The organism is Brevundimonas sp. ABV4_179 (assembly GCF_056311945.1).
Map to the genome: position 1 here is coordinate 3,055,138 of NZ_CM149976.1, position 21,881 is coordinate 3,077,018.

At 68.1% G+C, this 21,881-nt stretch carries 28 protein-coding genes; 13 read left to right on the forward strand and 15 right to left on the reverse strand.

Annotated elements, in window-relative coordinates; all coding sequences use genetic code 11:
* Positions 1-31: 31 nt before the first annotated feature.
* The gene (locus tag ACYX4P_RS14990) at positions 32-502 is read left to right on the forward strand and encodes a DUF6789 family protein (RefSeq protein WP_292048220.1); all 471 of its coding nucleotides are present in this window, start codon (positions 32-34) and stop codon (positions 500-502) included.
* 76 nt (positions 503-578) lie between these two features.
* On the opposite strand, the gene ACYX4P_RS14995 is transcribed toward ACYX4P_RS14990, so the two are convergent.
* The 5 genes from ACYX4P_RS14995 to ACYX4P_RS15015 all read right to left on the reverse strand — a co-directional run bounded on the left by ACYX4P_RS14995 (position 579) and on the right by ACYX4P_RS15015 (position 3,169).
* Positions 579-1,094 (reverse strand): F0F1 ATP synthase subunit B, encoded by a 516-nt coding sequence (locus ACYX4P_RS14995; protein ID WP_248118821.1) that lies wholly within the window; start codon positions 1,092-1,094, stop codon positions 579-581.
* The gene (locus ACYX4P_RS15000) at positions 1,094-1,666 is read right to left on the reverse strand and encodes a F0F1 ATP synthase subunit B family protein (protein WP_248118820.1); all 573 of its coding nucleotides are present in this window, start codon (positions 1,664-1,666) and stop codon (positions 1,094-1,096) included. Before ACYX4P_RS15000 ends, ACYX4P_RS14995 begins: the two co-directional genes overlap by 1 nt.
* Positions 1,667-1,734: 68 nt before the next feature.
* Complete coding sequence (locus ACYX4P_RS15005) at positions 1,735-1,959, reverse strand: F0F1 ATP synthase subunit C (RefSeq protein WP_008261286.1); 225 nt, start codon at positions 1,957-1,959, stop codon at positions 1,735-1,737.
* 58 nt (positions 1,960-2,017) lie between these two features.
* Positions 2,018-2,803 carry a F0F1 ATP synthase subunit A gene (locus tag ACYX4P_RS15010; protein WP_248118819.1) on the reverse strand — a complete coding sequence of 262 codons (786 nt, stop codon included), beginning with the start codon at positions 2,801-2,803 and terminating at the stop codon, positions 2,018-2,020.
* Between the two features lie 6 nt (positions 2,804-2,809).
* Positions 2,810-3,169, reverse strand: coding sequence for an AtpZ/AtpI family protein (locus ACYX4P_RS15015; RefSeq protein ID WP_248118818.1), 360 nt, complete (start codon positions 3,167-3,169; stop codon positions 2,810-2,812).
* 249 nt (positions 3,170-3,418) lie between these two features.
* Between ACYX4P_RS15015 and ispH the strand changes: the two genes are divergently transcribed.
* A complete protein-coding gene (gene ispH / locus ACYX4P_RS15020) occupies positions 3,419-4,390 on the forward strand; it encodes a 4-hydroxy-3-methylbut-2-enyl diphosphate reductase (RefSeq protein ID WP_248118817.1) in 972 nt (323 codons plus the stop codon).
* A 214-nt stretch (positions 4,391-4,604) separates the two neighbouring features.
* Positions 4,605-4,709: a putative hemolysin gene (locus ACYX4P_RS15025; RefSeq protein WP_374321881.1), complete on the forward strand. Its 105-nt coding sequence runs from the start codon at positions 4,605-4,607 to the stop codon at positions 4,707-4,709.
* Between the two features lie 10 nt (positions 4,710-4,719).
* Here ACYX4P_RS15025 and ACYX4P_RS15030 read toward each other — a convergent pair whose 3' ends face one another.
* The 6 genes from ACYX4P_RS15030 to ACYX4P_RS15055 all read right to left on the reverse strand — a co-directional run bounded on the left by ACYX4P_RS15030 (position 4,720) and on the right by ACYX4P_RS15055 (position 11,007).
* Positions 4,720-6,327: a sensor histidine kinase gene (locus ACYX4P_RS15030; RefSeq protein ID WP_476069920.1), complete on the reverse strand. Its 1,608-nt coding sequence runs from the start codon at positions 6,325-6,327 to the stop codon at positions 4,720-4,722.
* A 62-nt stretch (positions 6,328-6,389) separates the two neighbouring features.
* Positions 6,390-7,061, reverse strand: coding sequence for an SMC-Scp complex subunit ScpB (gene scpB / locus ACYX4P_RS15035; RefSeq protein ID WP_248118814.1), 672 nt, complete (start codon positions 7,059-7,061; stop codon positions 6,390-6,392).
* Positions 7,062-7,073: 12 nt separating this feature from the next.
* The gene (locus ACYX4P_RS15040) at positions 7,074-7,895 is read right to left on the reverse strand and encodes a segregation and condensation protein A (RefSeq protein ID WP_248118813.1); all 822 of its coding nucleotides are present in this window, start codon (positions 7,893-7,895) and stop codon (positions 7,074-7,076) included.
* Between the two features lie 7 nt (positions 7,896-7,902).
* On the reverse strand, positions 7,903-8,952 hold the full coding sequence (nagZ, locus tag ACYX4P_RS15045) for a beta-N-acetylhexosaminidase (protein ID WP_248118812.1): 1,050 nt from the start codon (positions 8,950-8,952) through the stop codon (positions 7,903-7,905).
* Positions 8,949-9,740, reverse strand: coding sequence for an SPOR domain-containing protein (locus tag ACYX4P_RS15050; RefSeq protein ID WP_248118811.1), 792 nt, complete (start codon positions 9,738-9,740; stop codon positions 8,949-8,951). Before ACYX4P_RS15050 ends, nagZ begins: the two co-directional genes overlap by 4 nt.
* A gap of 76 nt (positions 9,741-9,816) precedes the next feature.
* Positions 9,817-11,007 (reverse strand): deoxyguanosinetriphosphate triphosphohydrolase, encoded by a 1,191-nt coding sequence (locus ACYX4P_RS15055; protein WP_476069924.1) that lies wholly within the window; start codon positions 11,005-11,007, stop codon positions 9,817-9,819.
* A gap of 131 nt (positions 11,008-11,138) precedes the next feature.
* Between ACYX4P_RS15055 and ACYX4P_RS15060 the strand changes: the two genes are divergently transcribed.
* The 4 genes from ACYX4P_RS15060 to ACYX4P_RS15075 all read left to right on the forward strand — a co-directional run bounded on the left by ACYX4P_RS15060 (position 11,139) and on the right by ACYX4P_RS15075 (position 13,547).
* Positions 11,139-11,456 carry a HesB/IscA family protein gene (locus ACYX4P_RS15060; RefSeq protein ID WP_248119138.1) on the forward strand — a complete coding sequence of 106 codons (318 nt, stop codon included), beginning with the start codon at positions 11,139-11,141 and terminating at the stop codon, positions 11,454-11,456.
* A 138-nt stretch (positions 11,457-11,594) separates the two neighbouring features.
* The gene (locus ACYX4P_RS15065; RefSeq protein ID WP_248118809.1) at positions 11,595-11,900 is read left to right on the forward strand and encodes a metalloregulator ArsR/SmtB family transcription factor; all 306 of its coding nucleotides are present in this window, start codon (positions 11,595-11,597) and stop codon (positions 11,898-11,900) included.
* A complete protein-coding gene (locus ACYX4P_RS15070) occupies positions 11,897-12,592 on the forward strand; it encodes an SdpI family protein (protein WP_248118808.1) in 696 nt (231 codons plus the stop codon). The genes ACYX4P_RS15065 and ACYX4P_RS15070 overlap by 4 nt, the downstream gene beginning before the upstream one ends.
* Before the next feature lie 25 nt (positions 12,593-12,617).
* A complete protein-coding gene (locus tag ACYX4P_RS15075) occupies positions 12,618-13,547 on the forward strand; it encodes an alpha/beta hydrolase (protein ID WP_248118807.1) in 930 nt (309 codons plus the stop codon).
* 501 nt (positions 13,548-14,048) lie between these two features.
* Here the strand turns inward: ACYX4P_RS15075 and ACYX4P_RS15080 are convergent.
* From ACYX4P_RS15080 to ACYX4P_RS15090, 3 genes are all read right to left on the reverse strand, one after another.
* The gene (locus tag ACYX4P_RS15080; protein ID WP_248118806.1) at positions 14,049-14,780 is read right to left on the reverse strand and encodes a prephenate dehydrogenase/arogenate dehydrogenase family protein; all 732 of its coding nucleotides are present in this window, start codon (positions 14,778-14,780) and stop codon (positions 14,049-14,051) included.
* Positions 14,777-16,108, reverse strand: a complete 1,332-nt coding sequence (locus tag ACYX4P_RS15085; RefSeq protein WP_248118805.1) for a dihydroorotase — start codon at positions 16,106-16,108, stop codon at positions 14,777-14,779. Before ACYX4P_RS15085 ends, ACYX4P_RS15080 begins: the two co-directional genes overlap by 4 nt.
* A gap of 183 nt (positions 16,109-16,291) precedes the next feature.
* Positions 16,292-17,257: a glycosyltransferase family 9 protein gene (locus ACYX4P_RS15090; protein ID WP_248118804.1), complete on the reverse strand. Its 966-nt coding sequence runs from the start codon at positions 17,255-17,257 to the stop codon at positions 16,292-16,294.
* Between the two features lie 86 nt (positions 17,258-17,343).
* Between ACYX4P_RS15090 and ACYX4P_RS15095 the strand changes: the two genes are divergently transcribed.
* From ACYX4P_RS15095 to ACYX4P_RS15120, 6 genes are all read left to right on the forward strand, one after another.
* A complete protein-coding gene (locus tag ACYX4P_RS15095; RefSeq protein WP_248118803.1) occupies positions 17,344-17,574 on the forward strand; it encodes a hypothetical protein in 231 nt (76 codons plus the stop codon).
* Positions 17,571-18,116, forward strand: coding sequence for a hypothetical protein (locus ACYX4P_RS15100; RefSeq protein WP_248118802.1), 546 nt, complete (start codon positions 17,571-17,573; stop codon positions 18,114-18,116). Before ACYX4P_RS15095 ends, ACYX4P_RS15100 begins: the two co-directional genes overlap by 4 nt.
* Before the next feature lie 30 nt (positions 18,117-18,146).
* Positions 18,147-18,953, forward strand: a complete 807-nt coding sequence (gene ygfZ / locus ACYX4P_RS15105; protein ID WP_248118801.1) for a CAF17-like 4Fe-4S cluster assembly/insertion protein YgfZ — start codon at positions 18,147-18,149, stop codon at positions 18,951-18,953.
* Between the two features lie 8 nt (positions 18,954-18,961).
* On the forward strand, positions 18,962-19,720 hold the full coding sequence (locus ACYX4P_RS15110; protein ID WP_248118800.1) for a 3-oxoacyl-ACP reductase: 759 nt from the start codon (positions 18,962-18,964) through the stop codon (positions 19,718-19,720).
* A gap of 528 nt (positions 19,721-20,248) precedes the next feature.
* The gene (locus tag ACYX4P_RS15115; protein WP_248118799.1) at positions 20,249-20,848 is read left to right on the forward strand and encodes a DNA-3-methyladenine glycosylase I; all 600 of its coding nucleotides are present in this window, start codon (positions 20,249-20,251) and stop codon (positions 20,846-20,848) included.
* Complete coding sequence (locus ACYX4P_RS15120) at positions 20,841-21,482, forward strand: ribonuclease HII (RefSeq protein WP_248118798.1); 642 nt, start codon at positions 20,841-20,843, stop codon at positions 21,480-21,482. The genes ACYX4P_RS15115 and ACYX4P_RS15120 overlap by 8 nt, the downstream gene beginning before the upstream one ends.
* A 9-nt stretch (positions 21,483-21,491) precedes the next feature.
* Here the strand turns inward: ACYX4P_RS15120 and ACYX4P_RS15125 are convergent, their stop codons facing one another.
* Complete coding sequence (locus tag ACYX4P_RS15125) at positions 21,492-21,836, reverse strand: hypothetical protein (RefSeq protein WP_248118797.1); 345 nt, start codon at positions 21,834-21,836, stop codon at positions 21,492-21,494.
* Positions 21,837-21,881: the final 45 nt, after the last annotated feature.

A 21,881-nucleotide genomic window follows, 5' to 3' on the forward strand; every position in this document is an offset into this window, starting at 1 on the left:
ACCACTCAAGGCGTTGGGAGGCGCTAAGGTCATGATGTCACGCGTACAAAAGGGTCTGATCGCCGGGGTTGCGGCGACCGCGGCCGCCTCGTTGCTCGAAATCCCCAATATGTTCCTGAACTGGTTCGATCCGTTTCAGGGCGTGATCGCCTCGATGATCGGCATGCCCGGCAATCTGGCGGTGGGCTGGGTGATCCACCTGATCAGCGGGGTCTTCATCCTGGGTCCGCTATTCGCGATCCTGTGTCCCCGCCTACCGACCGACACGCCCGAAACCAAAGGCATCGTCTTCGCGGTCGGCGCCTGGATCATCATGATGGCCGCCATCGTGATGTTCGGAAACTATCGCACCTTCACCGCCGGCGCCGGCTTCGGCACCTTCGCCTGGCTGCTGATCACCCATGCGGTGTTCGGCATCGTGCTGGGCAATGTCTATGCCCGGCTAGTCAGCCGCGACAAGCGGATGGGCGCGACCGTCATGGGCGGCGCCCCCGCCCACTAAGCCGCATCTGAACCGACCAGCAAAAAGGCCCCCGACGTCGTCGTCGGGGGCCTTGATGTCTTTGGACCAACCGGCCTCAGTTGAGGCGGTCGCCGATCTGCGCGATGGCGCCGTCCAGCAGCGGGTCCTTGGCGCCCGAGGCCAGGCGCGCGGCCAGGATCTGCTCGGCGGACCGGGCGGCCAGGTCGGCGGCGGCCGCCTTGACCTCTGCGGAGGCCTGGGCCTCGGCCTGGGCGATGCGGTTCTCGGCCATGGTCTGGCGGCGAGCCAGGGTCTCTTCCAGCTTGACCTTGGTCTCGGCCTCCAGGCGACGGGCGTCGGCTTCGGCCTGGGCCATCATCTCGGCGGCCTGGGCCTCGGCCTCGGCCTTCTCCTTACGGATCTGGGCCAGCAGGGCCTCGGCTTCGGCGCGCAGGCGGGCGGCCTCGTCAAGGTCGGCCTGAATCTTGACGGCCTTGGCGTCCAGCGCCTTGGCGGCGATCTTGGGCACGCCGGCGGCGACCAGGATGGCGAAGAACAGGATCAGGCCGATCCCGACCCAGATCTCCGCATTGGCGAAGCTCCAGATGCCGTGCTCAAAGATCAGGTTCATCAGGCGGCTCCCTTGACGGCGGCCAGTTCGGCGGCGGTCGCGCCCTTGCCGGTCAGACGCTCGACCATGGCGGCGGTCGTGTCGGCGGCGATGGTGGAGACATTGCTCATGGCGGCGTCGCGCGTCTTGCCGATGGCGGCCTCGGCCTCGGCGATGCGGGCGTTGACGACCGCCTCTTCCGAAGCCTGACGGGCGTTGGCCTCTTCGGCGACGCGGGCCTTGGCGGCGGCGGCCATGGCGCGGGCGTCGGCCCGGGCCTTGGCGACCTCAGCCTGGGCTTCGGCGGCCTGGCCGGCGGCCTCGGCCTGAACCTGACGGGCCGTGGCGACGGCGTTGGAAATGGTGTCGGCCCGCTCATCCATCACCTTGCGAAGGCGCGGAGCGAAGACCTTGGAGACCAGGACGTACAGGATGACGAACAGGATCAGCAAATAGCCGATCTGGCCCGCCCAGTGTTCGAACTGGAATTGCGGCAGGCCGCCCGAGCCGTGCTCGGCGGGGGTCGCCGTCTCGGCGTGCAGGTCCGCTTCGACCGAAGGCGGGACCGCGTCGATGGTGTGGGTGCTGGCCATGAACCGTCTGCTGCAGAATCAGATGAAGCGGCGCGCGGGCGAACCCCGCGCGCCGTGATCGGCTGATATCAGCCGAAGATCATCAGGATGCCGAGCACGAAGGCCAGGATGCCCAGGGCTTCGGCCAGGGCGGCGCCGACGAACAGGTTGCCGACTTGGCCGGCGGCGGCCGAGGGGTTGCGCAGGGCGCCGGCCAGGAATTGGCCGAAGATGTTGCCCACGCCCAGGGCCGAACCGATCATGCCCAGGGTGGCGAGACCAGCGCCGATGTACTTGGCGGCTTCAGCGTCCATGATTGTATTCCTAGATTAAAGTCGTTGGTGGTTGGGGTGAAGAGACTGGTCCGGCCCTTTAGTGGGCGTGGTCCAGGTTGACCACATCATTAAGATAGATGCAGGCCAGAACGGCGAAGACGAAGGCCTGGAGGAAGGCCACCAGGAACTCCAGCGCGGTCAGGGCGACGACCATGCCCAGCGACAGAGCCGCGACCGGGAAGGCCAGCAGACCGATGCCGCCGCCCAGACCCAACAGGCCCAGAGACACGACGAAGCCGGCGAAGATTTTCAGCGCGACGTGGCCGCCCAGCATGTTGCCGAACAGACGCAGCGCCAGGGTCACCGGACGAAGCAGGAAGGAGACGAACTCGATCAGGCCCACGACCGGGCGCAGCAGCAGCGGCGCGCCCATGGGCCAGAACAGCTTGAAGAAGCCCAGGCCGTTCTTGGCGAAGCCGACCACCAGCACCAGGCCGAAGGTGATCAGGGCGAAGGTGGCGGTGATGGCCAGCTGCGACGTCGCCGTGAAGGTCAGGAACAGACCCAGAATGTTCATGCCGAGGATCAGGATGAACAGGGTGAAGACGAACGGGAAATACTTGCGGCCGTCATGACCGATGATCGAATCGGCCAGATTGTCGATCAGGCCGAACACGCCCTCGCCCGCCGCCTGCAGGCGGCCCGGCACGATCTTGGCGTTCGACGTCACGGCGGTCAGGAAGCCCACGATCAGCAGGAAGGCGACGGTCATTGCGATGTGGGAATTGGTGATCGCCAGATCGACGGTCCCCACCACGGGCAGGGTCACGTCGCCAAGGTCGACGACCTTCTGAATCTGAAACTGATGAATCGGATCGGCCATGAAGCCCTATCGTTCCCCGTCTTCGTCGGCCTCGACATAGGGTTCGGCCGGAGCCGACGTTCCCAACGCCTTGGCCTGCGCCATCAGCCGGTTGGCTGTGCGACGCGCCATGTAAATCGACAAGGCGAAGCCCAGAAGGACCCCGCCGATCAAACCCCACGGGCGGGTCCCGAAGACCCAGTCCGCGATGAAACCGAACGCCAGACCCACGAAGACGCCGCCGAGCAGTTCGGCGATGATCTTATAGGCCTGACCCGACACCTGCTGGCCGGTCAGCTCGGCGGATTTCTCCACCGTGGTCCGCGCCTCCAATGCGGATGCGCTCTCTTGGAGGCGTTTGATCGCCTCTTCGCGCGATTCCGACATAAGGGACAGGACCTGTTTGCTCGACGTCCGGACGATGGGTCCGAACGGGTCTGAATTCGGCGCGGAAACTAATCGTGAGCGGCCATCAGGTCAAGGCGTCGTGATATCGACCTAAGTTGCTGGAAATGCTCCGCTTTCAGAACGCACGCACAAGCCGTGACGATGCGCCGCGATTGCGGACGACAGAATCCCGCCGCGTTTGCGCCGGCCGACATGGCGATGCGGTGCGGAAACGACTAGGTTGGCGCCATGAACGCCCACGTCCCGCCGCCCGCGCCCTCGCCTCGTCCGATCACCGTGCGCCTGGCGACGCCGCGCGGCTTCTGCGCCGGGGTGGACCGGGCGATCCAGATCGTGGAGCGGGCCATCGAAAAATACGGCGCCCCCGTCTATGTGCGGCACGAGATCGTTCACAACCGCCATGTGGTCGAGCGGCTGAAGGCCATGGGCGCCGTCTTCGTCAAGGAGTTGGACGAATGCCCGGACGACCGCCCGGTCGTCTTCTCCGCCCACGGCGTGCCCAAGTCGGTGCCCGCCAACGCCCGCGCCCGCGACCTGCTGTTCCTGGACGCCACCTGCCCCCTGGTGTCCAAGGTCCATGTCGAGGCCGAGCGCCACCACGCCGCCGGCAAGCACATCATTCTGATCGGTCACGCGGGCCACCCGGAGGTGATCGGCACCATGGGCCAGCTGCCGCCCGGCGCCATCAGCCTGGTCGAGACCGAGGAAGACGCCGAACGGTTCCAGCGGCCGGGCGACGCCCCCCTGGCCTATGCGACCCAGACCACCCTGTCGGTGGACGACACCGCCGGCATATTGAAGGTGCTGAAGCGCCGCTTCCCCGAACTGCCCGATCCGCACAAGGAAGACATCTGCTACGCGACCACCAACCGCCAGGACGCGGTCAAGGCGCTGGGCGAGGGCTGCGAACTGGTGCTGGTGGTGGGGTCCAAGAACTCGTCCAACTCGGCGCGCCTGGTCGAAGTGGCGATGCGCGCGGGCGCTCGCGCCGCCTATCTGGTGGATGACGCCTCTCAGGTGGACTGGGCCTGGTTCGACGGGGTGGATACGGTCGGCGTCACCGCAGGCGCATCCGCGCCCGAGCCGCTGATCGAGGCCCTGGTCGACGCCATCCGCGCCCGTTTCGACGCCACGGTGACCGAGGACGCCGGCGCGCGCGAGACCGTGACCTTCAAACTGCCGCGCCTGCTGACGGCCTGAACGCGCCCATGCACGGCGCAGACGTTCCGTTGCCATCAGCGGCAGTCCCCCATCAACGCGGGATAAACGCCATGATCAAACGCGCTGTTTCCATCGTGCTGCCCTTGGCTGCGCTGGCCGCCTGTGCGCAGCCGGTCGGCGACACCGGCGCGAAGCCGGTCGGCATGGTCATCCCGCCTCCAAATACTGCGGCGACATCGGCGGTCGGCTGGAGATCCGTACTGGCGCCGACGGCGGCCAGACCGGCATGTGCCACCTGCCCGACAATCGCGTCATGGAGGAATGGGCGCTGTTCCGCAGCGCCCACCCGCCGTCCTGAGCGCCCGGCGCTAGGCCCGCGCCAGCGGAAGCGGGACGCGGAACAGGCTGCCCACGCCCGGCGTGGACACAACCTCGATCCTGCCGCCCATCAGCACCGCCAACCCATGGGCGGCGGTCAGGCCCAGACCCAGACCCTCGGCGGTGCGGGTGCTGCTCTCGTCGCCCTGGGTGAAGGCTTCGAACAGGCGCGTCACATCGTCGGGCGTCATGCCCGGCCCGGTGTCCTCGACCTCCAGCACCAGATCATCGTCGGCTCGGGCGCGCAGCGTCACCTGGCCCGACCGGGTGAAGCGCACCGCATTGTCGGCCAGGGCGGCCAGCATCTTCTCGATATGGACCGGGTCGCCCAGCCATTCCCCTTCGACCGCCTCGACGTGCAGAGCCAACCCCTTGGTCGCCGCCGCGCCTTCGAAGTCATGCGCGACCCGCTGCAGCAGGTTGTCGGGGCGGAACGGCCGTCGCTCCAGCATCACCGCCCCGTCGCGCAGCCGCACCACGTCCAGCAACTCCTCGACCAGCCGCAGTTGCTGACGCCCCGAAGCCTTCAGGATTTCCAGCCGTTCGCGTTGCTGGGGCGTGATGGCGTCGGCGCCGATCACCTCGGCCATGCCCAGGACGCCGTTCAGGGGGGTGCGCAGTTCATGGCTGACGTTGGACAGGAACCGCGCCTTGGCCTGGTTCGCGGCCTCCGCCTTGTCCAGCGCCGCCGACAGGGCGGCTTCCGACGCGCGCAGGCGCCGGATGTCGTGCGCCACCCGCCACAGCAGGGCGCCGCCGCCCACCAGCAGCAGCGTCAGCAGCATCAGCAGCAGCGGCCCGGCCTGACGCAAGATATCCGCACCCGGCCGTTCCGGCGTCCAGACGATCCGGCCCAGCAGCACGCCGTTGGGATCGCGGATATCGACCGCCCCACGCCCCTGCGGCGGCGGCGCATCGCCGATGGAGAAGGCGGGATCGATCAGGCCCAGGCGGTCGTGAATCTGCGGAACGATGGTCTCGAATCGCCTGAACGACGCCACCGCCGGATCCGACGCCGGGACCTGCCCCTTCAGCGTGTGCCGCACGATGGTCGAGGTGCCCATCAGATAGACGGTCCCGTTCACCTTCACTATGGCCGGCTTCAGCGTCACGGCGTCCAGCGCCACGGTCGAACGGTCGCGCCGCGCCGCCGCCGCTCTCAGCGCATCGACGATGGGGCGCGCGGACTGGGCGAACGGGTCGGCGGCGTCGGCCCCGGCCGGTCCCCCGTTCTTGGAGATGCGAAACAGCCGCCCGGCGTCGTCATAGCCCAGGGTGACGGGCAGTTTGCTCTGCGCCTCGTAATAGCCGCCCAGATGCCGGTCCCACCAGGCGACGTCGCCGGCGCCCGTCATATGATCGACCGCGTCGTCCCAGACCGAGGCCGTGGTCAGATCCTCGCCTATGGCCTGCAGGGCCCGGGCGACGCGGCGCTCGACCAGCTTCTGCTCCTTGACGGCCTGGTGTGCGTCGATGGCCTGGCTGACGACCGCCAGAACCGCGATCATCCCCGCCATCGAACCGATCAGCAGGATCGCCGCGATTCGGAAGGCGACCCACGCTTGCGGGCCGGATTTTGAAGCAACGCCACGAGACATGACGAACCGCTACCATTGGCCCGATAAGACAAGATGAACGCCCCGCCGATGCGCGGATCGGATCAACGGTCGTCGTTGACGAAGTCCTGGGCGAACTCGGGCGCCTCTTCGTCGATAGGCAGGGTTCCGTCCTCGTCGTCGGCCTCGGAGGCGCGGCTGGGGTCTGGAACCTCGAACCCGACCGGCAGCGACAGGTCCAACAGGCCCGCCGCCTTCATCTCCTGCACGCCCGGCAGGTCGTACAGGGTCGCCAGGCCGAAATGCTCCAAAAAGCGGTCGGTCGTCGCATAGGTCACGGGCCGGCCCGGCGTCCGCCTGCGTCCGCGCAACCGCACGAAGCCCATCTCCAGCAACAGGTCCAGCGTGCCTTTTGAGATGCTGACGCCCCGCACGCTCTCGATCTCGGCGCGAGTGACGGGCTGGTGATAGGCGATGATGGCCAGGGTCTCCAGAGCGGCCTTGGACAGGCGGCGCGGCTCTTCGCGCTCTTGGGTCATCATGAAGGCCAGGTCCGGCGCCGTGCGGAACCGCCAGCGGTCGGCGACGCACTCCAACTCCACCCCCCGTCCCTCGTAACGGGCGCGCAAGGCGGCGATGGCGCGCGCGACATTGCAGTTCTGGGGCAAACGGGCGGCGATCTCGGCGGCCGTCAGCGGGCCCGCGGCGGCGAACAACAGCGCCTCGACCCGGCGCTCGATCTCGGCCTCGTCGGGTTGGAACGACAGGTCAGACATCAAGATATCCGCTCATCCCCTCAGTTCCAGCGGCTGCCCCTGCCCGCGCCGTTTCAGATAAAGCTCGGCGAACGCCTGCGCCTGCCGGATGTCCATCGCGCCCTCCTTCACCAGCTCCAGACTGGCCGACAGGGTCGAGGCGGTAAAGCTGGCCTGGCTGGGGCCGGCCTCGTCCTGGCGCATCGGCGCCACCCTTTCCAGCGGGGTCCAATCGGCCAGTTTCGGCATAATCTCTCGCAGCCAGTCGCGCGCGGCCTCCAGCGGAAAGGCCTCGACCCGCTGACCGGGCGCATAGCGCCGGGCCTCCTCGCGCCGACGCTGCACCACATAGGCGCTCATCAAGTCGTACAAGCTGGCGTCGATACGGTCGGACGGCACGATCACCGTCGCCTCCGGGTCGCCGCGCGTGAAGACGTCGCGCTTCAACTGAGGCCGCGCCATCAGCTGTTCGACGGCCTTCCGCATCGCCTCCAGCTTCTGCAGGCGGAACGCCAGGGCGGCGGCCATCTCCTCGGCCGGCGGCTCCTCGGCCTTGCCCTTGTCGGTGCGAGGCAGCAGCAGGCGCGACTTCAGATAGGCCAGCCACGACGCCATCACGAGGTAATCGGCCGCGAGGGCGAAGTTCCTGCGCCGCGCCTCATGCACGAAGGCCAGATACTGTTCCGCCAACTGCGTGATCGACAGCTTCAGCAGATCGACCTTCTGGTTTCGCGCCAGAGCCAGCAGGACGTGCAGCGGCCCCTCGTATCCGTCCAGGTCGACGACGAAGGCCTCCCGCTCCTCGACCTCGGCGACGGCGGTGAAGTCCAGATTGGGCTGGAAGGCGTCGGTCATGCGGCGACTAGGCCTGGGCCTCTCCCACGTCCGGCCCCTTGGCGACATCCAGCCGCCCGCCCATCGCCTCGAAGAAGCGCTGATGCCCGGCCGCCGCGTCCAGCGGTTCAGGCGCGCGCACGATCCGCGCCAGCGCCGCCTCGGCCCGCGCCCTGGCCTTGCCCTTCAGCTTGCCGGTCGCCTCGGCCACCGCCTGCATCTCGGCCAGATCGCCGTTGCAGTGCAGGACCACGTCGCACCCGGCCTTCAGCGACATATCCGCCCGCTCGCCCAGCGATCCGCTAAGCGCCTGCATCGACAGGTCGTCAGTCAGGAGCAGGCCGGTGAAGCCCAGATGCTCGCGCATCGTCCGCACCGCCTTCTTCGACTGGGTCGCCGGCCGTTTCCGGTCCAAGGCGGTGAAGACGATGTGCGCCGTCATCGCCATCGGCATGTCCGACAGGGCCTTGAACGGCGCGAAATCCCAGCCGTCCAGCGTCTCGAAATCGGCATGGACCGTCGGCAGGTCCTTGTGGCTGTCGGCGAAGGCGCGTCCGTGGCCGGGCATATGTTTGAGGCAGGGCAGAACCCCGCCGGCCAGCAAACCTTCCGCCGCCGCCCGGCCCAGCAGGGCCACCGTCTGCGGATCGCGGCCATAGGCCCGGTCGCCGACGATGTCGTGCGCGCCCGGCACCGGCACGTCCAGCACCGGCAGCAGATCGACGGTGATCCCGACATCCCGCAGGTCATGCGCCATCAGCCGGGCGCCCCGCCGCGCCAGTTCGCGCGCGCGCATCGGATCGTTCGCGGCCTTAAGATAGGCGTCGCCCGGCGGATATTTGGGCCAGTGCGGCGGTCCCATCCGCTGAACCCGTCCGCCCTCCTGGTCGATCAGGATCGGGGCATCGGGGTCGCCGACGCAGGCCCGCAGGTCTTCGGTCAGCGCCCGCAGCTGCTCCGGCGTATCGATATTGCGCCGAAACAGGATGAAGCCCCACGGCCGCGCCTTGGCGAAGAAGGCGCGCTCGTCCTCCGTCAGCCGATGACCGGCGCAGCCGTAGAGGGCGGCGGACGTCACCGAACGATGCAGTCCCGGCCCGCCGCCTTCAGCGCATTGCAGAAGGCCGTGGCCCGTTCGCGCGACAGGCCCGAGAAGGCGGTGCGGTAAAGCGTCGATCCGCTGGAGGTCGTCACCTCGGTCACGCGCTTTTCGGCGCCCGACGCATATTGGCCAAAGCGGCCGGCCACGGCGGCGTATTCCCGGTCCGCGATCTCGGTCGAGGAGAAGGCGCCGATCTGGACCGAGGCCGAACCGCGCGCGGCGGCAGGGGCGGCCGGCGCAGGCGTCGTCGCGGCGGGCGCGGTCGCCGGGCGGGTCGCAGGCGTCGTCGGGGCAGGCGTGGTCGGGGCCGGGGCCGGCCTGGCGGGCGTCAGCCCCTGGCCTGTCGGGGCGACCGGCGCGGGGGCGGCCGGGCGCGGCTGGGGCGTTTCGGGCGGCGGGGTGAAGGTCACCGGCGCGTCCGTCGTCTCGGTCTCGTCGCGATAGACGCGCACGCCGGCGGCCGGGTCGATGGGCTGGGCGTCGATAGGTGCGGGCGTCTTCATTTCACCCACGGGCTGTCCTACCGCCGGCGGCGCGTCGGTCGAGGCGCGCATGCCCGAACGGTAGAAGAAGATCACCGCCACGATCAGCAGCAGCAGGACCACCGCGCTGACGATCAGCGTCACCGGCGGCGCCTTGCCCCCGCCCGAGCCGACATTGCGGCCGCTGCGCGGATCATAACTGTTGCGGCGGAACGGCAGGTCGTCGTCGGTGGGGGGCGTATAGGCGCCCCGGCCCGGCTTGTTGTCGTCTTCGAATGACATGGTCGCGCTCCGCCGTCTGTCCGGCGCGAATCGGGCGCCGAACGTTCACTTTACGCCCCCGCGTCCGTCTTTCGAATCACAGATCGAGCGCCAGGTCGAGGCTGAACAATTTCTGGTGGACTTCTATCGCATAGCGGTCGGTCATGCCGGCGATATAGTCGCAGACGGCCCGCGCCCGCCGCGTCCGGTCCTGCGTCAGAGCCGGCTCGCCCCATTCCGGCGGCATCACCTCCGGCTCGGCCATGAACAGTTCGAACAGTTGCGACAGCACCCGCCGCGCCTGGCTGCGCGTGCGGTTGACGCGGTAATGGCGATACATCCGCTCGAACAGGAACTTCCTCAGGATCGCCAGGTCGGCGTGCATCCCGGCCGAAAAGTCCACCATCGTCCGCTTGGCCGTTCGCACATCCTCGGTCGTGACGATCCGATCCTGCTCCAGCCGCGCCTGCGTCTCGGCCAGCACGTCCTCGACCATCACACCGATCATGCGCCGCACGGCCTCGATCCGCAGCATCCGCTCGTCGATTTCGGGCCAGTCGCGCCGCGCCTCGGCCAGCATCGGCCCGATCAGCGGCACCTGGGCCAGGTCCGCCAGGGTGAACAGCCCCGCCTGCACCCCGTCGTCCACGTCGTGGTTGTTGTAGGCGATGTCGTCGGCGATGGCGGCGCACTGGGCCTCCAACGAGGCGAAGGTGTCCAGCCGCAGGTCCCAGCCCGCCTCGCCCCCGGCCGCATAGGGCCGCACCACCGACCAGGCCAGCTCCTCCAGCCGGTGCGACACAGGGCCATTGTGCTTGATGACCCCTTCGACCGTCTCCCAGCTCAGGTTCAGCCCGTCGAACTGCGGATAGCGGTTCTCCAGCTCCGTCACGACGCGGAAGCTCTGGACGTTGTGGTCGAAGCCGCCATAGCTCGCCATCTGCACCACCAGCTCGTCCTCGCCCGCATGGGCGAAGGGCGGATGGCCCAGGTCGTGGGCCAGGGCGATGGTCTCGGCCAGATCGTCGTCCAGCCTCAGCGCATGGGCCAGCGACCGCGCGATCTGCGCCACCTCCAGCGAATGGGTCAGGCGGGTGCGGTAATGATCGCCCTCGTGCGCCACGAAGACCTGGGTCTTCTCCTTCAGCCGACGAAACGCCGTTGCATGGATGATGCGGTCGCGATCGCGGGCGAAGGGCGTCCGGGTGCGGCTGGGCGGCTCGAAGAAGCGGCGGCCCAGGGTCAGTTCGGGGCGTTCTGAGTAGGTCGCGCGGTCTGAATGGCTCAACGGATCAACTTTGCAGCGGGCGACCCTTTGCGATTGGCCGCACGCGCCTCATATAGACACGCGTGAGCACCGTCCAATCCACAGAACCATCCACACCCGCCTTCTCCGTCGCCACACGCGCGCCGGAGGGCATCACCCTGGCCGCCGGCGCCGCCAGGCGCCTGGCCAGGCTAGGCGCCGCCGAGGGCAAGACCCTGTTGCTGCGCGTCGCCGTGGACGGCGGCGGCTGCTCGGGCTTTCAGTATCGGTTCGAACTGGTCGAGGCGGCGCAGGACGACGACCTGCGCGTCGAATGCGACGGCCAGGCGGCCCTGGTCGATCCCGTCTCGGTCCCCTTCCTGAAGAACGCAGAGATCGCCTTCGTCGACGAACTGGCCGGCGCCCAGTTCGTCGTCAGAAACCCCAACGCCGCCTCCAGCTGCGGCTGCGGCGTCAGCTTCTCGATCTGACAGGCGCGCGGCCCACACACCGGCGTCATCCTCGGCCATGTGCCGCGCCGCCCCTGCCTCGTCATCATTTCAAAAAGCCTCCGCCAACCACCGATCCACGACTTGCATTTAGGCAAGTTCCTAATTAGGGATGAGCCTATGAACACCGTGTTCAAGGCCCTGTCCCATCCCGTCCGCCGCCGCATAATCGCGATGCTGCGCGCCGGCCCTCTGGCCTCCGGCGACATCGCCGCCGCCTTCGACATGAGTTGGCCCACCATCACCGGCCACCTCAACGCCCTGAAGGAGGCCGGCCTGGTCAGCCCCGAACGCGACGGCCAGACCATCCGCTATCGCCTGGAGATTTCCGCCGTCGAGGAGGCCATGGCCTTCCTGATGGACATCGCCGGCACGGGGAAACCCTCCGCCATCCCCATCACCAAGACTGAAGGAAATCGTGGATGAAGGACCGCCTGTCGCTGCTGGACTATCTGACCGTTGCGATCTTCACGCTTCAGGGCGCCTTCGCCCTGCATGTCGGTTTGAACGGCCCGACAACGCCGGTTCCGGTGCATTTCGGCCCGGACCTGCAACCGGATCGCTGGTCGGACCGGACCGAACTGGCCCTGACGCTGGGCGGGATGGCTTTTCTGGGGCTGATCGTGTGCGCGGGGCTGGGCCTTGGCGCCGTGCGGGCCGAAGCGACGGGCGATCAGCCTCGAAATCGGTCGCTCAGGATCGGACAGGGTATCGGCCTGTTCACCGTCACGGTCCTGGGCGTTCTCATCGCCTGGGCCAGTCTTGGGCAAACAAGTCTGGGGCAAACGGGTGTCGAGACGCGCGGCGGCGTCATGATGGGCGGCCTGTCGCTGGTCCTGGCCGGCGTCGGCGCCTTCCTCGGCCGGGTGTCGCCCAATCCCTTCGTCGGGGTTCGCACACCATGGGCCTACAAGAGCCGCCGGGCGTGGGATCGGTCCAATCGGCTGGCCGGAAGACTATTCTTCCTGATCGGGCTGTGCGGCCTGATCGCCGCCCCTGTCACGCCCCAGCCTTTCGGCCTCACCGCCCTGACCGTCGGCGCCATCGTCATCAGCCTGATCGCCGTCTTCGAAAGCTGGCGCGTCTGGCTCACCGATCCCGACCGCCAGCCCTTCTGACACCCTTCGCAAACGGACACCGATCATGTTGAGCCTGATCCTCGCCGCCGCCCTGACCAGCGCGCCTGTCGCGACCGCGATCACCCTGCCCGCCCAGCCTGCGCCGCTGCATGGCGTGCTGCTGACGCCCGAGAACCCCAGCGCGGTGGCGGTGATCCTGCCCGGATCAGGGCCCACCGACCGCGATGGAAACAGCCCGATGGGCGTCCGGGCTGGAACCTATCGCCTGCTGGCCGAGGGTCTGGCGGCGCAAGGGATCGCCACCGTCCGCATCGACAAGCGCGGCGTCGCCCAGAGCGCGGCGGCGGGCGGGGATGAGGCTGCGCTCCGCTTCACCGACTATTCCACAGACGCCCGCGCCTGGGCGGCTGAGGCCGCATCGCGCGCGGGCAAGCCCTGCGCCTGGCTGATCGGCCACAGCGAGGGCGCGCTGGTCGCCGTGAAGGCGGTCGAGGGCGGCGACGACAAGGTCTGCGGCCTGATCCTGCTGTCGGGCGCCGGGCGTCCGGCGGGCGTGGTCCTGCGCGAACAGTTGGATAACGGCCTGCCGGAACCGCTGAAGGCCCAGGCCTTCGCCGCCCTCAGCGAACTGGAGGCCGGACGCACCGTCGCCGATGCGCCGCCCGCTCTGGCGGCCCTGTTCCGGCCCTCGGTCCAGCCCTATCTGATCTCGTGGCTGCCGCTGGACCCCGCCGCCCTGCTCGCCGCCTATGACGGCCCCGTCTTCATCGGTCAGGGAACCACCGACCTCCAGATCGGCGTCACGGACGCCCAGACCCTGGCCGCCGCCGACCCCAAGGCGACGCTGAAACTCTGGGACGGCGTCAACCACCTCCTCAAGACCGCCCCCGCCGACCGCGCAGCCAACATGGCCACCTACGCCGATCCGGCCCTGCCGCTCGCGCCGGGCGTGGCGGAGGATGTGGGGGCGTTTATTCGGGCGAATGAAATGTGATGGAAGCAACGACTGGGTAGTCACTAGGCCCGCACGTCCAACCCCTCACTTGGCGTGTGCGCACATCGTATGTACCAGAAGCGAATAGAAATTTTGAGCTATCGAGCGAAAGCTTATCCTGATCCGCACGGAGCAAATGACGCCCCGCCGGGTAGTCCTCACTCGATGCACCCCTATAGAGACGAACACTGACTTTGGAGGTATCGGACCCAAGCCAAGGGCCGCTCACCATCCAAAGCAACCCTCGAATGTCATTCGCCCAGAACCAAGAAGTTGGCCGCCAACCATAGTACCGCGACGGCCAGCGTTCGACCGAGCCAATGCACGGGTCTTGCTCAAGCGACCGATCAATCTCATCGGCTAAAGCGCGGCTTGGGGGACGTGTGGTTGTCAGACTTAATGTCAGTAAGCCGACAATCATCAAAGCTGCTGTGACGATCAGCGCACGTTTCGTATTTCGTTTGATGGGCAGCGCCATGGCTTGACCATACCGATGGTCGCTTAATCTGCAACGCCCACCTCTCCCCGGGCCTCATCCGCCAGCACGAAGAACCGCTCCCGCACCTCGGCCGCGAACGGGTTGTCGCGTTCGATGGTGCGGAAGACGGCGGGGCTGTCGTAGCGGACCATGTCGACGGCCTGCATCAGCCGGTCGAAACTGGCCGTCGTCATCCGCGTCGGCAACGGCTCCATGTTCAGCAGGACCCGCGCGATCAGATGGGTCAGGCCCTGGACCACGGCGGCCTCGCGGTCATGCTCCTCCGGCGTGACCAAAAACACCTTCAGACCCAGCGCGAGGCGGCAGAAGGCGGCGACGCGGCGGGCGTCCGCAGCCTCTCGCACCGGACAGACGGCGATCCTCAGGCCAGCGATGCCGTCCTTGCCGCTTTGGGGGCCGAACAGCGGATGGGCGCCGACGATCCGTACGCCGGGCGGCAGCAGGGCGTCCATCGCCTGCGCCGGCTTCACCTTCACTGACCCCACGTCGATCACCAGGGCGTCGGGCGCCAGATGCGGGCGGATGGCGATCAGCGTCGCCTCCAGCGCCTCGACCGGCACGGCCAGCACCACCGTGGGACAGGCGGCGGCGGTCGCCAGGTCGGTCAGCGCAGCCACGCCCTCGCCGTCCGTCGCCGCCGGATCATGGGCGAGGATGTCGAACCAGGACGACAGATGCCGCGCCGTCAGCCGCCCGAAGGCGCCGAAGCCGATCAGGCCGAGCGTTTCCCTCACAGCGTCTCCATGAACCGCACCGGCCGCCCGTGCGCCGATCCGATCAGTTCGCCGTCCTGCATCACCACCCGCCCGCGCACGATGGTCGCCATCGGCCAGCCGGTCGCCTCCACCCCGTCGAACGGGGTCCAGCCGCAGCGCGTCGCCTGCTGGTCGTGCGTGATCGTCCGTTTCGCCTTCAGATCGACGATGGTCAGGTCGGCGTCATAGCTGACGGCCATCCGCCCCTTGTTGGCCGTGCCGAACACCCGCTGCGCGCCCGCCGAGGTCAGGTCGATGAAACGCTCCAGCGACAGCCGCCCGTTGGCCACATGCGTCAGCATCAGCGGCACCAGCGTCTGCACCCCCGGCATCCCGGACGGAGAGGCCGGATAGGGTTTGGCCTTTTCCTCCTTGGTGTGCGGCGCGTGGTCCGAGCCCAGCACATCGGCCACGCCCTGCTGCATCCCCCACAGCCACAGGGCGTCCACATGCTCCTGCGACCGGATCGGCGGGTTCATCTGGGCGTAGCTGCCCAGCCGCTCATAGGCTTCCGGCCCGACCAGGGTCAGGTGCTGGGGCGTGATCTCGACGGTGGCGACGTCCTTGTGGAAGCGCAGATACTCCATCTCGTCCTTGGTCGTGACGTGCAGCACATGGATGCGGGCGCCCGTCTCCTTGGCCAGACCGACCAGACGCCGGGTCGAGCGGATGGCGCTCTCGGCGTCGCGCACCTCGGGGTGGCTGGTCCAGTCGCCGGTGCGGGCCAGGCCCCGCCGCTCGACCAGCCGGTATTCGTCCTCGGAGTGGAAGGTGGCGCGGCGGCGCACATTGGACAGAACCTTCCTCACCCCTTCGTCGTCGGCGATCAGCAGGTCCCCGGTCGAGGCGCCCATGAAGACCTTGACCCCGCAACAGCCGGGCAGCCGCTCCAGCTCGGCCAGATAGTCGGCGTTCTCGTGCGTGCCGCCGACGTAGAAGGCGTGGTCCGTCCACATCCGGTCCTTCGCCCGCGCCAGCTTGTCGGCCATGGTGTCGGGGTCGGTGGTGTTGGGATTGGTGTTCGGCATTTCGAACACGGCGACGACGCCGCCCAGGGCCGCCGCGCGCGATCCGGTCTCCAGATCTTCCTTCCACTCCAGCCCCGGCTCGCGGAAGTGGACCTGGGTGTCGATGACGCCGGGCAGGACCGTCAGGCCCGTCGCGTCGAACACCTCTCCGGCCGAGGCCTGGCTCAGGTCGCCGATGAAGGCGATCTTGCCGTCGATGACGCCGACATCGGCCAGGCCGCGCCCGGCGTGATTGGCCACCTCGCCGCCACGCACGATCAGGTCATAGGTCGGGGTCATGGGGCGGGCTCCTGCGCAATGGGTGGCTGGGTTCTAACGCTCCGCACATCCGCGCGAAAGCCGGCGCCCAGACCTTTGGGCGCAAGATGCGGCACATTGCAGACCCGATCTCGCCCCCAACGGCTGTCTCAGGGAAAGCCGCTGGGTTCCGACTTTCGCCGGGATGAACGAAAAAGGGGATGCTTACCCCCGCGTCGCCAGCATCCGCATCGCGGTCTTCAGCACGCGCTCCCACGGCAGGTCCATCATGTGCTGGATGGCCTGGTTCAGGCGGGGGTCCAGGGCCTTGAACTCCTGATAGCTGCGCGGTCCGCGCACCGCCTGGCCCTTCCATGGGCCGCGTGTCGTCTCGTCCGAGGGCCCGAAAACGGCGATGGTCGGCGCGCCAGCCGCCACGGCCAGATGCGTCCATATCGAATCCGCCCCGATATAGAGCGCCGCCTGAGAGATCGCCGCCGCCGTCTGCAGTCGCGTCAGTTTCCCCTGCAGTTCGATCACCCGCGCGCGCGGCACGGCGTAGCGGATGGTGTGGGCCGCCTCGCGATCCACCTCCTCGCCCACGATCATCAGCCGCCCGCCGGCCAGCGGCCCGTCGTCGGCCAACAGCTTGGTCGCCACCTTGGCGTAGCGTTCGGCCGGCCAGCGCTTTCCCATCCATTCCACGCCCGGTCCGACCGCCAGGATCGGCCCCTCGCCCCCGGTCGCCGGGAACAGCGCCCTGGCCTCGGCCAATGTCTTGTCGGAGAAGAACAGGCGCGGGCCCGGCGTCTCCTCCGGCTCCAGCTTCAGCACCGCCGCCGCCGCCTCGACCGCGTGCAGGCCGGCCGGCGTCTTGCCGCGCACCGCCCGCCGCTCGCGCCTCAGCTTGCCCGACAGGTCCGAGCCGCGCATGTCCACGACCAGACCCCATTTGGCGCCCCGCACCTGGTTCCACAGGGCGATCCATTCGAAATGGCCCTCGCGCTCCAGCACGATGGTCCTGGCCAGGCGCGGCGTGTCGGCGAACAGCGGCGCGCTGGCGGCCGATCCGACGATGGTGAAGCTCGCCTGCGGCAGGCTGTCGACCAGATGCGCCAGGACGCCGGACGACAAGATCGCGTCCTCGGCGTCGGCCTCGGCGATATACAGGATGGGGAACCGCCCGATCATGAAATCAGGACTACAGGGATTCTATCTCAGGTTCAGCGCCAAACGACTGTTTCCACAGGCGGACGTCGTGCGTTACAGCGACGCGCATGAGCCAGACGCCCCCTTCCGCCGCCGACCCCGCCGCGACCGCCGCCCTGGACCGCTTCAAGGCCCAGCGCGTCACGGCCATCTACCGGCTGGACCTGATCGCCAAGGGCGCGACCCTGACCTACGAGGACGGCGCCCCCATCGACATGGCGTCGGAAAAGGCCCGACTTGAGCAGGTCGTCGCCGACATGGACCGCCGCATCGCCCAGCTTGAACGCGCGCTGGGGTGAGCCTTCCCCTCCTCCCCGGCCGGACCTGCGGCGGTTGCGTCGAATGCTGCCGGGTCATTCCGCTGGACCTGCCGGAACTGGCCAAGCCGACCGGCGAGCTTTGCGCCTATTGCGTCGACGGCGCCGGCTGTTCGGTTCACGAAATCCGGCCCAACACCTGTCGCATCTGGTTCTGCCTGTGGCGCGTGATCGAACTGGACGAGGCCTGGCGCCCGGACCGCAGCGGCGTGATCGTGCGGCCCGACGGGATCGAGGACGGGATCATCACCCTGTATGTCCTGCGCCGCTCGGACTTCCTGGCTTCTACCGACCTTTTCGTCACCGTGGCGGGCTGGATCGCCGAGGGGATCGAGGTCGCGCTCAGCGTCCCCGGCCCGGTCGGTGCCTATCCGGCGCGCGCCATCGTCACCGACTGGCTGCGCCCCGCCGTGGAAGCGGGCGATCCGCAGGACTTCGTCGCGCGCGTCATCCGATCCCTGGACAAGCTGGCCGAACACGACTTCCAGCCCGATGGCGTCACGGCGCGCTATGCGGTGGTTTGAGAAACGCTCTCAGCACCCTATCTAGCCGTCATGCCCATCGCCCGTCTCGACAGCCGCGCCCTGATCTCGATCACGGGCCAGGACGCCAAGCCCTTCCTGCACAATCTGCTGACCCAAGACGTCGAGACGCTGGCCGACGGCCAACTGCGGTTCGGCGCCCTGCTCTCCCCGCCCGGCCGGCTGCTGTTCGACCTGTTCATCTTGGGTCAAGGCGACGAGGTTCTGCTGGACGTGGCCGCCGACCGCCGCGACGCCCTGTTGCAGCGGCTGACGATGTATAGGCTGCGCGCCAGGGTTCAGGTCGCCGCCGACGACCGCCCCGTCTTCGCCGCCTGGCCGGATGCGCCCGCCGGCTTCATGCCCGACCCGCGCACCCCGCTGATGGGCGGTCGCCTCTATGGCGGCGACGCGACCGCCGACGCCGGTCAGGCCGACTATGACGCCCACCGCCTGTCTATCGGCCTGCCCGATCCGACCGGCGACGCGCCCCAGGACAAGACCTATCCGATCGAGGCCGATTTCGACCTGCTGAACGGCATCGACTTCCACAAGGGTTGTTTCGTGGGCCAGGAGACCACCTCGCGCATGAAGCGGCGAGGCGCGATCAAGAACCGGATGCTGCCGCTGGATTTCGACGGGCCGCCCCCCGCCTTCGGCGCCGAGGTGCTGAAGGGCGAACTGCGCGCGGGCGAGGTGCTGTCTGGTCGCGACGGTTCCGCCATGGCCCTGCTGCGGATCGACCGAATCGACGGCGACCTGACCGTGGACGGCCGCCCCGTGCGCTTGCGCAAACCCGCCTGGATGGGCGAGGACGTGCTTCCTTCCTCCCAGCCTTGAGTCGCCCCATGAAGATCGCCGACCAGATCGTCCTCGTCACCGGCGGCGCGCGCGGCGTCGGCGCCGCCTGCGTGCGCGCCTTCGCCCGTGAAGGCGCCCGCGTCGTCATCAACTGGAGGAACAGCGGCGAGGCGGCGAACGCCTTGGCCGCCGAGATCGGCGAGCGCGCCATCGCCCTTCAGGCCGACGTGACCGACCGCGCCGCCGTGGACGCCATGGTCGCCGCGGCTGAAGGCCGTTTCGGCGCCCCCGTCACCACCGTGGTCAACAACGCCCTGGACTACAGCTTCAACGGCGACGCCCGATCCCAGATGACCGCCATCGGCTGGGGCGAGATGGACCGGCAGTTCTCGACCGTGGTGCGTGGCGCCCTGAATCTGATCCAGGCTGCGGCCGCCGGCATGGCCGCTGGCCGGTTTGGCCGCGTCGTCAACATCGGCACCAACCTGTTCCAGAACCCGGTCGTGCCCTATCACGACTACACCGCCGCCAAGGCCGCGCTTCTGTCCCTGACCCGCACCGCCGCCGGCGACCTGGGGCCCGACGGCATCACCGTCAACATGGTCTCGGGCGGCCTGCTGCGCACCACCGACGCCAGCGCCGCCACGCCCGAGGCCGTGTTCGACCTGATCGCCGGCATGACGCCCCTGCGCTCGGTGACCACGCCTGAAGAATTCGCCGACGCCGTCCTGTTCTTCGCCTCCCCCTGGAGCCGCGCGGTGACGGGCCAGAACCTGGTCGTCGACGGTGGGCTGGTGCGGGACTGATCCATCCACACGTGCTTCCTTCTCCCATTGGGAGAAGGCGGCCCGCAGGGTCGGATGAGGGTCGGCCAGTGGGCCAGTTCGCACGATCTAACCCTGACCCTTTCGCGCAAGAACGCCGGCTATCGCCGCCGTGCGCTCAAGCCTTCTCCCAGCGAGAGAAGGGCGCCGATAGCGAATCTTCTGGCCGGCCATCCTATTCGCCGAAAAAATTCATCACGATTTCCGCAATTTATCCACCATCAGCGTCAATCAACCATCCCCTCCTCCCACCCCCCTTACAATGCGTGCTTCAGGACCGGAGGAGAAGAAAACTTGGACTCATTGGACTCGTTGGACTGTTTTTTTACCGTCCAACTCGGCCCCTCCCCAATTGCACCCTCTTGCACTTTGCACTGTTTTCCCAGGTGCAGTGCAATTACGCCCGCCGCCCCGATTTCAGACGATTGAGACAATTCAGACGTTCTTTTTCGCCGCCGCGTCTCCAACCCCGCCCTTTTTTCCACCGGAACAGACTGGCAACATGACGCCATGACCGATTCACATGCCGAAGGCCGCTGCGGCTGGTGCGGGACCACCGACCCGCTCTATATCGCCTATCACGACACCGAATGGGGCGTGCCCGAATATGATCCGCGCGCCCTATGGGAGAAGTTGATCCTGGACGGCTTTCAGGCCGGCCTCGCCTGGATCACCATTCTGCGAAAGCGAGAGGGCATTCGCGACGCCTTCGACGGCTTCGACCCCGAGATCGTCGCCCGCTATGGCGAGGACGACATCCAGCGCCTGCTGAACGACCCCCGCATCATCCGTTCGCGCGCCAAGATCGCCGCCGCCATCCGGGGCGCCCAGATCTGGCTGGAGATGCGCGATGACGGCGAAGACTTCTCCGCCTGGCTGTGGTCCTTCGTCGGCGGCGAACCGATTCAGACGACCCATGCCGACTATCGCCAGGCCCCGACCCAGACGGAACAGTCCCAAGCCATGGCCAAGGCCCTGAAGAAGCGCGGCTTCAACTTCTGCGGCCCGGTGATCGTCTATGCCTTCATGCAGGCGGTGGGCATGGCCAACGATCACCAGACGACCTGCTTCCGTCACGCCCAGGTTCGTGCGATGGCGGGCCATGGCTAAAGCCCACTCAAACTCCAAGGCCTTCCCCACCCTCGCGCTCGAGACGGTGCTGCTCCAGCGCGTCGAGGGCCATGTCTGCGGCGTGGACGAGGCGGGACGCGGCCCTTGGGCCGGCCCGGTTTCGGCGTCGGCGGTGATCCTGAACCCTGACGACCTGCCGCCCGGCATCGATGACTCCAAGGCCCTGACCGAAAAGCGCCGCGCCGCCCTGGAACCGGAGATCAAGGCCCGCGCCATCGCCTGGGGCGTCGGCTTCGCCTCGGTGGAGGAGATCGAGGAACTGAACATCCTGCACGCCACGGGCCTGGCCATGTGCCGCGCCATCGAGGCCTTGCAGGTCCAGCCGGTCGCGGCCCTGGTGGACGGCAACTACCGCTTCAAACTGCCCTGCGAAATCCAGACCGTGGTCGGCGGCGACGGCCTGTCCCTGTCGATTGCGGCGGCCTCCATTCTGGCCAAGACGGCGCGCGACCGTCTGATGGTCGAACTGGACGCCCAGTACCCCGGCTACGGCTTCGCCAGCCACAAGGGCTACAATGCGCCGATCCACCAGCACGCCTTGAAAGAGATGGGACCTTGCCCCGCCCATCGGCGCAGCTGGTCCCCGATCCGCGCCCTTTTGGCAGGGGTCTGACGCCCAGCGTCAGATGTGCATGAATCCGCCCAACAGGGCGCCCAGCAGGGCCGCAACGGCCGCGCCCGCCACCATCATCATCCAGCGCGGCGGCGGCGTCAGCTCTGGCTCCAGGTCGATGTGTTCGACAGGCTCCACCGCTTCGGCCGGGCGGCTGTAGCGGGCGGCGTTGTGGGTGAAGGTCGGGCGGTTGTCGATCGGCTTCGGCGCCCAGGTCCAGTCGGCGCTCGCCACGCGCGGCGCATCCGCCGTCGGCGCCCACGACCGCGCCTCGGCAGGTGCGATCCGACCGCCGCCCACGCCGTCAGCGTCGGTCCGGGGCTTGATGCGAGCGGTGTCGAAGCGCGGTTCCATCCCTCCAGAACGGCGGCCCGCGATTCGCGTTCCAGAGGAACGGCT

Bases quoted from the DNA above. Each gene is read 5' to 3' on its own strand.
- ACYX4P_RS14990 (WP_292048220.1), top strand. From the start codon at position 32: ATGATGTCACGCGTACAAAAGGGTCTGATCGCCGGGGTTGCGGCGACC.
- ACYX4P_RS14995 (WP_248118821.1), bottom strand. From the start codon at position 1,094: ATGAACCTGATCTTTGAGCACGGCATCTGGAGCTTCGCCAATGCGGAG.
- ACYX4P_RS15000 (WP_248118820.1), bottom strand. From the start codon at position 1,666: ATGGCCAGCACCCACACCATCGACGCGGTCCCGCCTTCGGTCGAAGCG.
- ACYX4P_RS15005 (WP_008261286.1), bottom strand. From the start codon at position 1,959: ATGGACGCTGAAGCCGCCAAGTACATCGGCGCTGGTCTCGCCACCCTG.
- ACYX4P_RS15010 (WP_248118819.1), bottom strand. From the start codon at position 2,803: ATGGCCGATCCGATTCATCAGTTTCAGATTCAGAAGGTCGTCGACCTT.
- ACYX4P_RS15015 (WP_248118818.1), bottom strand. From the start codon at position 3,169: ATGTCGGAATCGCGCGAAGAGGCGATCAAACGCCTCCAAGAGAGCGCA.
- ispH (WP_248118817.1), top strand. From the start codon at position 3,419: ATGAACGCCCACGTCCCGCCGCCCGCGCCCTCGCCTCGTCCGATCACC.
- ACYX4P_RS15030 (WP_476069920.1), bottom strand. From the start codon at position 6,327: ATGTCTCGTGGCGTTGCTTCAAAATCCGGCCCGCAAGCGTGGGTCGCC.
- scpB (WP_248118814.1), bottom strand. From the start codon at position 7,061: ATGTCTGACCTGTCGTTCCAACCCGACGAGGCCGAGATCGAGCGCCGG.
- ACYX4P_RS15040 (WP_248118813.1), bottom strand. From the start codon at position 7,895: ATGACCGACGCCTTCCAGCCCAATCTGGACTTCACCGCCGTCGCCGAG.
- ACYX4P_RS15050 (WP_248118811.1), bottom strand. From the start codon at position 9,740: ATGTCATTCGAAGACGACAACAAGCCGGGCCGGGGCGCCTATACGCCC.
- ACYX4P_RS15065 (WP_248118809.1), top strand. From the start codon at position 11,595: ATGAACACCGTGTTCAAGGCCCTGTCCCATCCCGTCCGCCGCCGCATA.
- ACYX4P_RS15070 (WP_248118808.1), top strand. From the start codon at position 11,897: ATGAAGGACCGCCTGTCGCTGCTGGACTATCTGACCGTTGCGATCTTC.
- ACYX4P_RS15075 (WP_248118807.1), top strand. From the start codon at position 12,618: ATGTTGAGCCTGATCCTCGCCGCCGCCCTGACCAGCGCGCCTGTCGCG.
- ACYX4P_RS15085 (WP_248118805.1), bottom strand. From the start codon at position 16,108: ATGACCCCGACCTATGACCTGATCGTGCGTGGCGGCGAGGTGGCCAAT.
- ACYX4P_RS15090 (WP_248118804.1), bottom strand. From the start codon at position 17,257: ATGATCGGGCGGTTCCCCATCCTGTATATCGCCGAGGCCGACGCCGAG.
- ACYX4P_RS15095 (WP_248118803.1), top strand. From the start codon at position 17,344: ATGAGCCAGACGCCCCCTTCCGCCGCCGACCCCGCCGCGACCGCCGCC.
- ygfZ (WP_248118801.1), top strand. From the start codon at position 18,147: ATGCCCATCGCCCGTCTCGACAGCCGCGCCCTGATCTCGATCACGGGC.
- ACYX4P_RS15110 (WP_248118800.1), top strand. From the start codon at position 18,962: ATGAAGATCGCCGACCAGATCGTCCTCGTCACCGGCGGCGCGCGCGGC.
- ACYX4P_RS15115 (WP_248118799.1), top strand. From the start codon at position 20,249: ATGACCGATTCACATGCCGAAGGCCGCTGCGGCTGGTGCGGGACCACC.
- ACYX4P_RS15120 (WP_248118798.1), top strand. From the start codon at position 20,841: ATGGCTAAAGCCCACTCAAACTCCAAGGCCTTCCCCACCCTCGCGCTC.
- ACYX4P_RS15125 (WP_248118797.1), bottom strand. From the start codon at position 21,836: ATGGAACCGCGCTTCGACACCGCTCGCATCAAGCCCCGGACCGACGCT.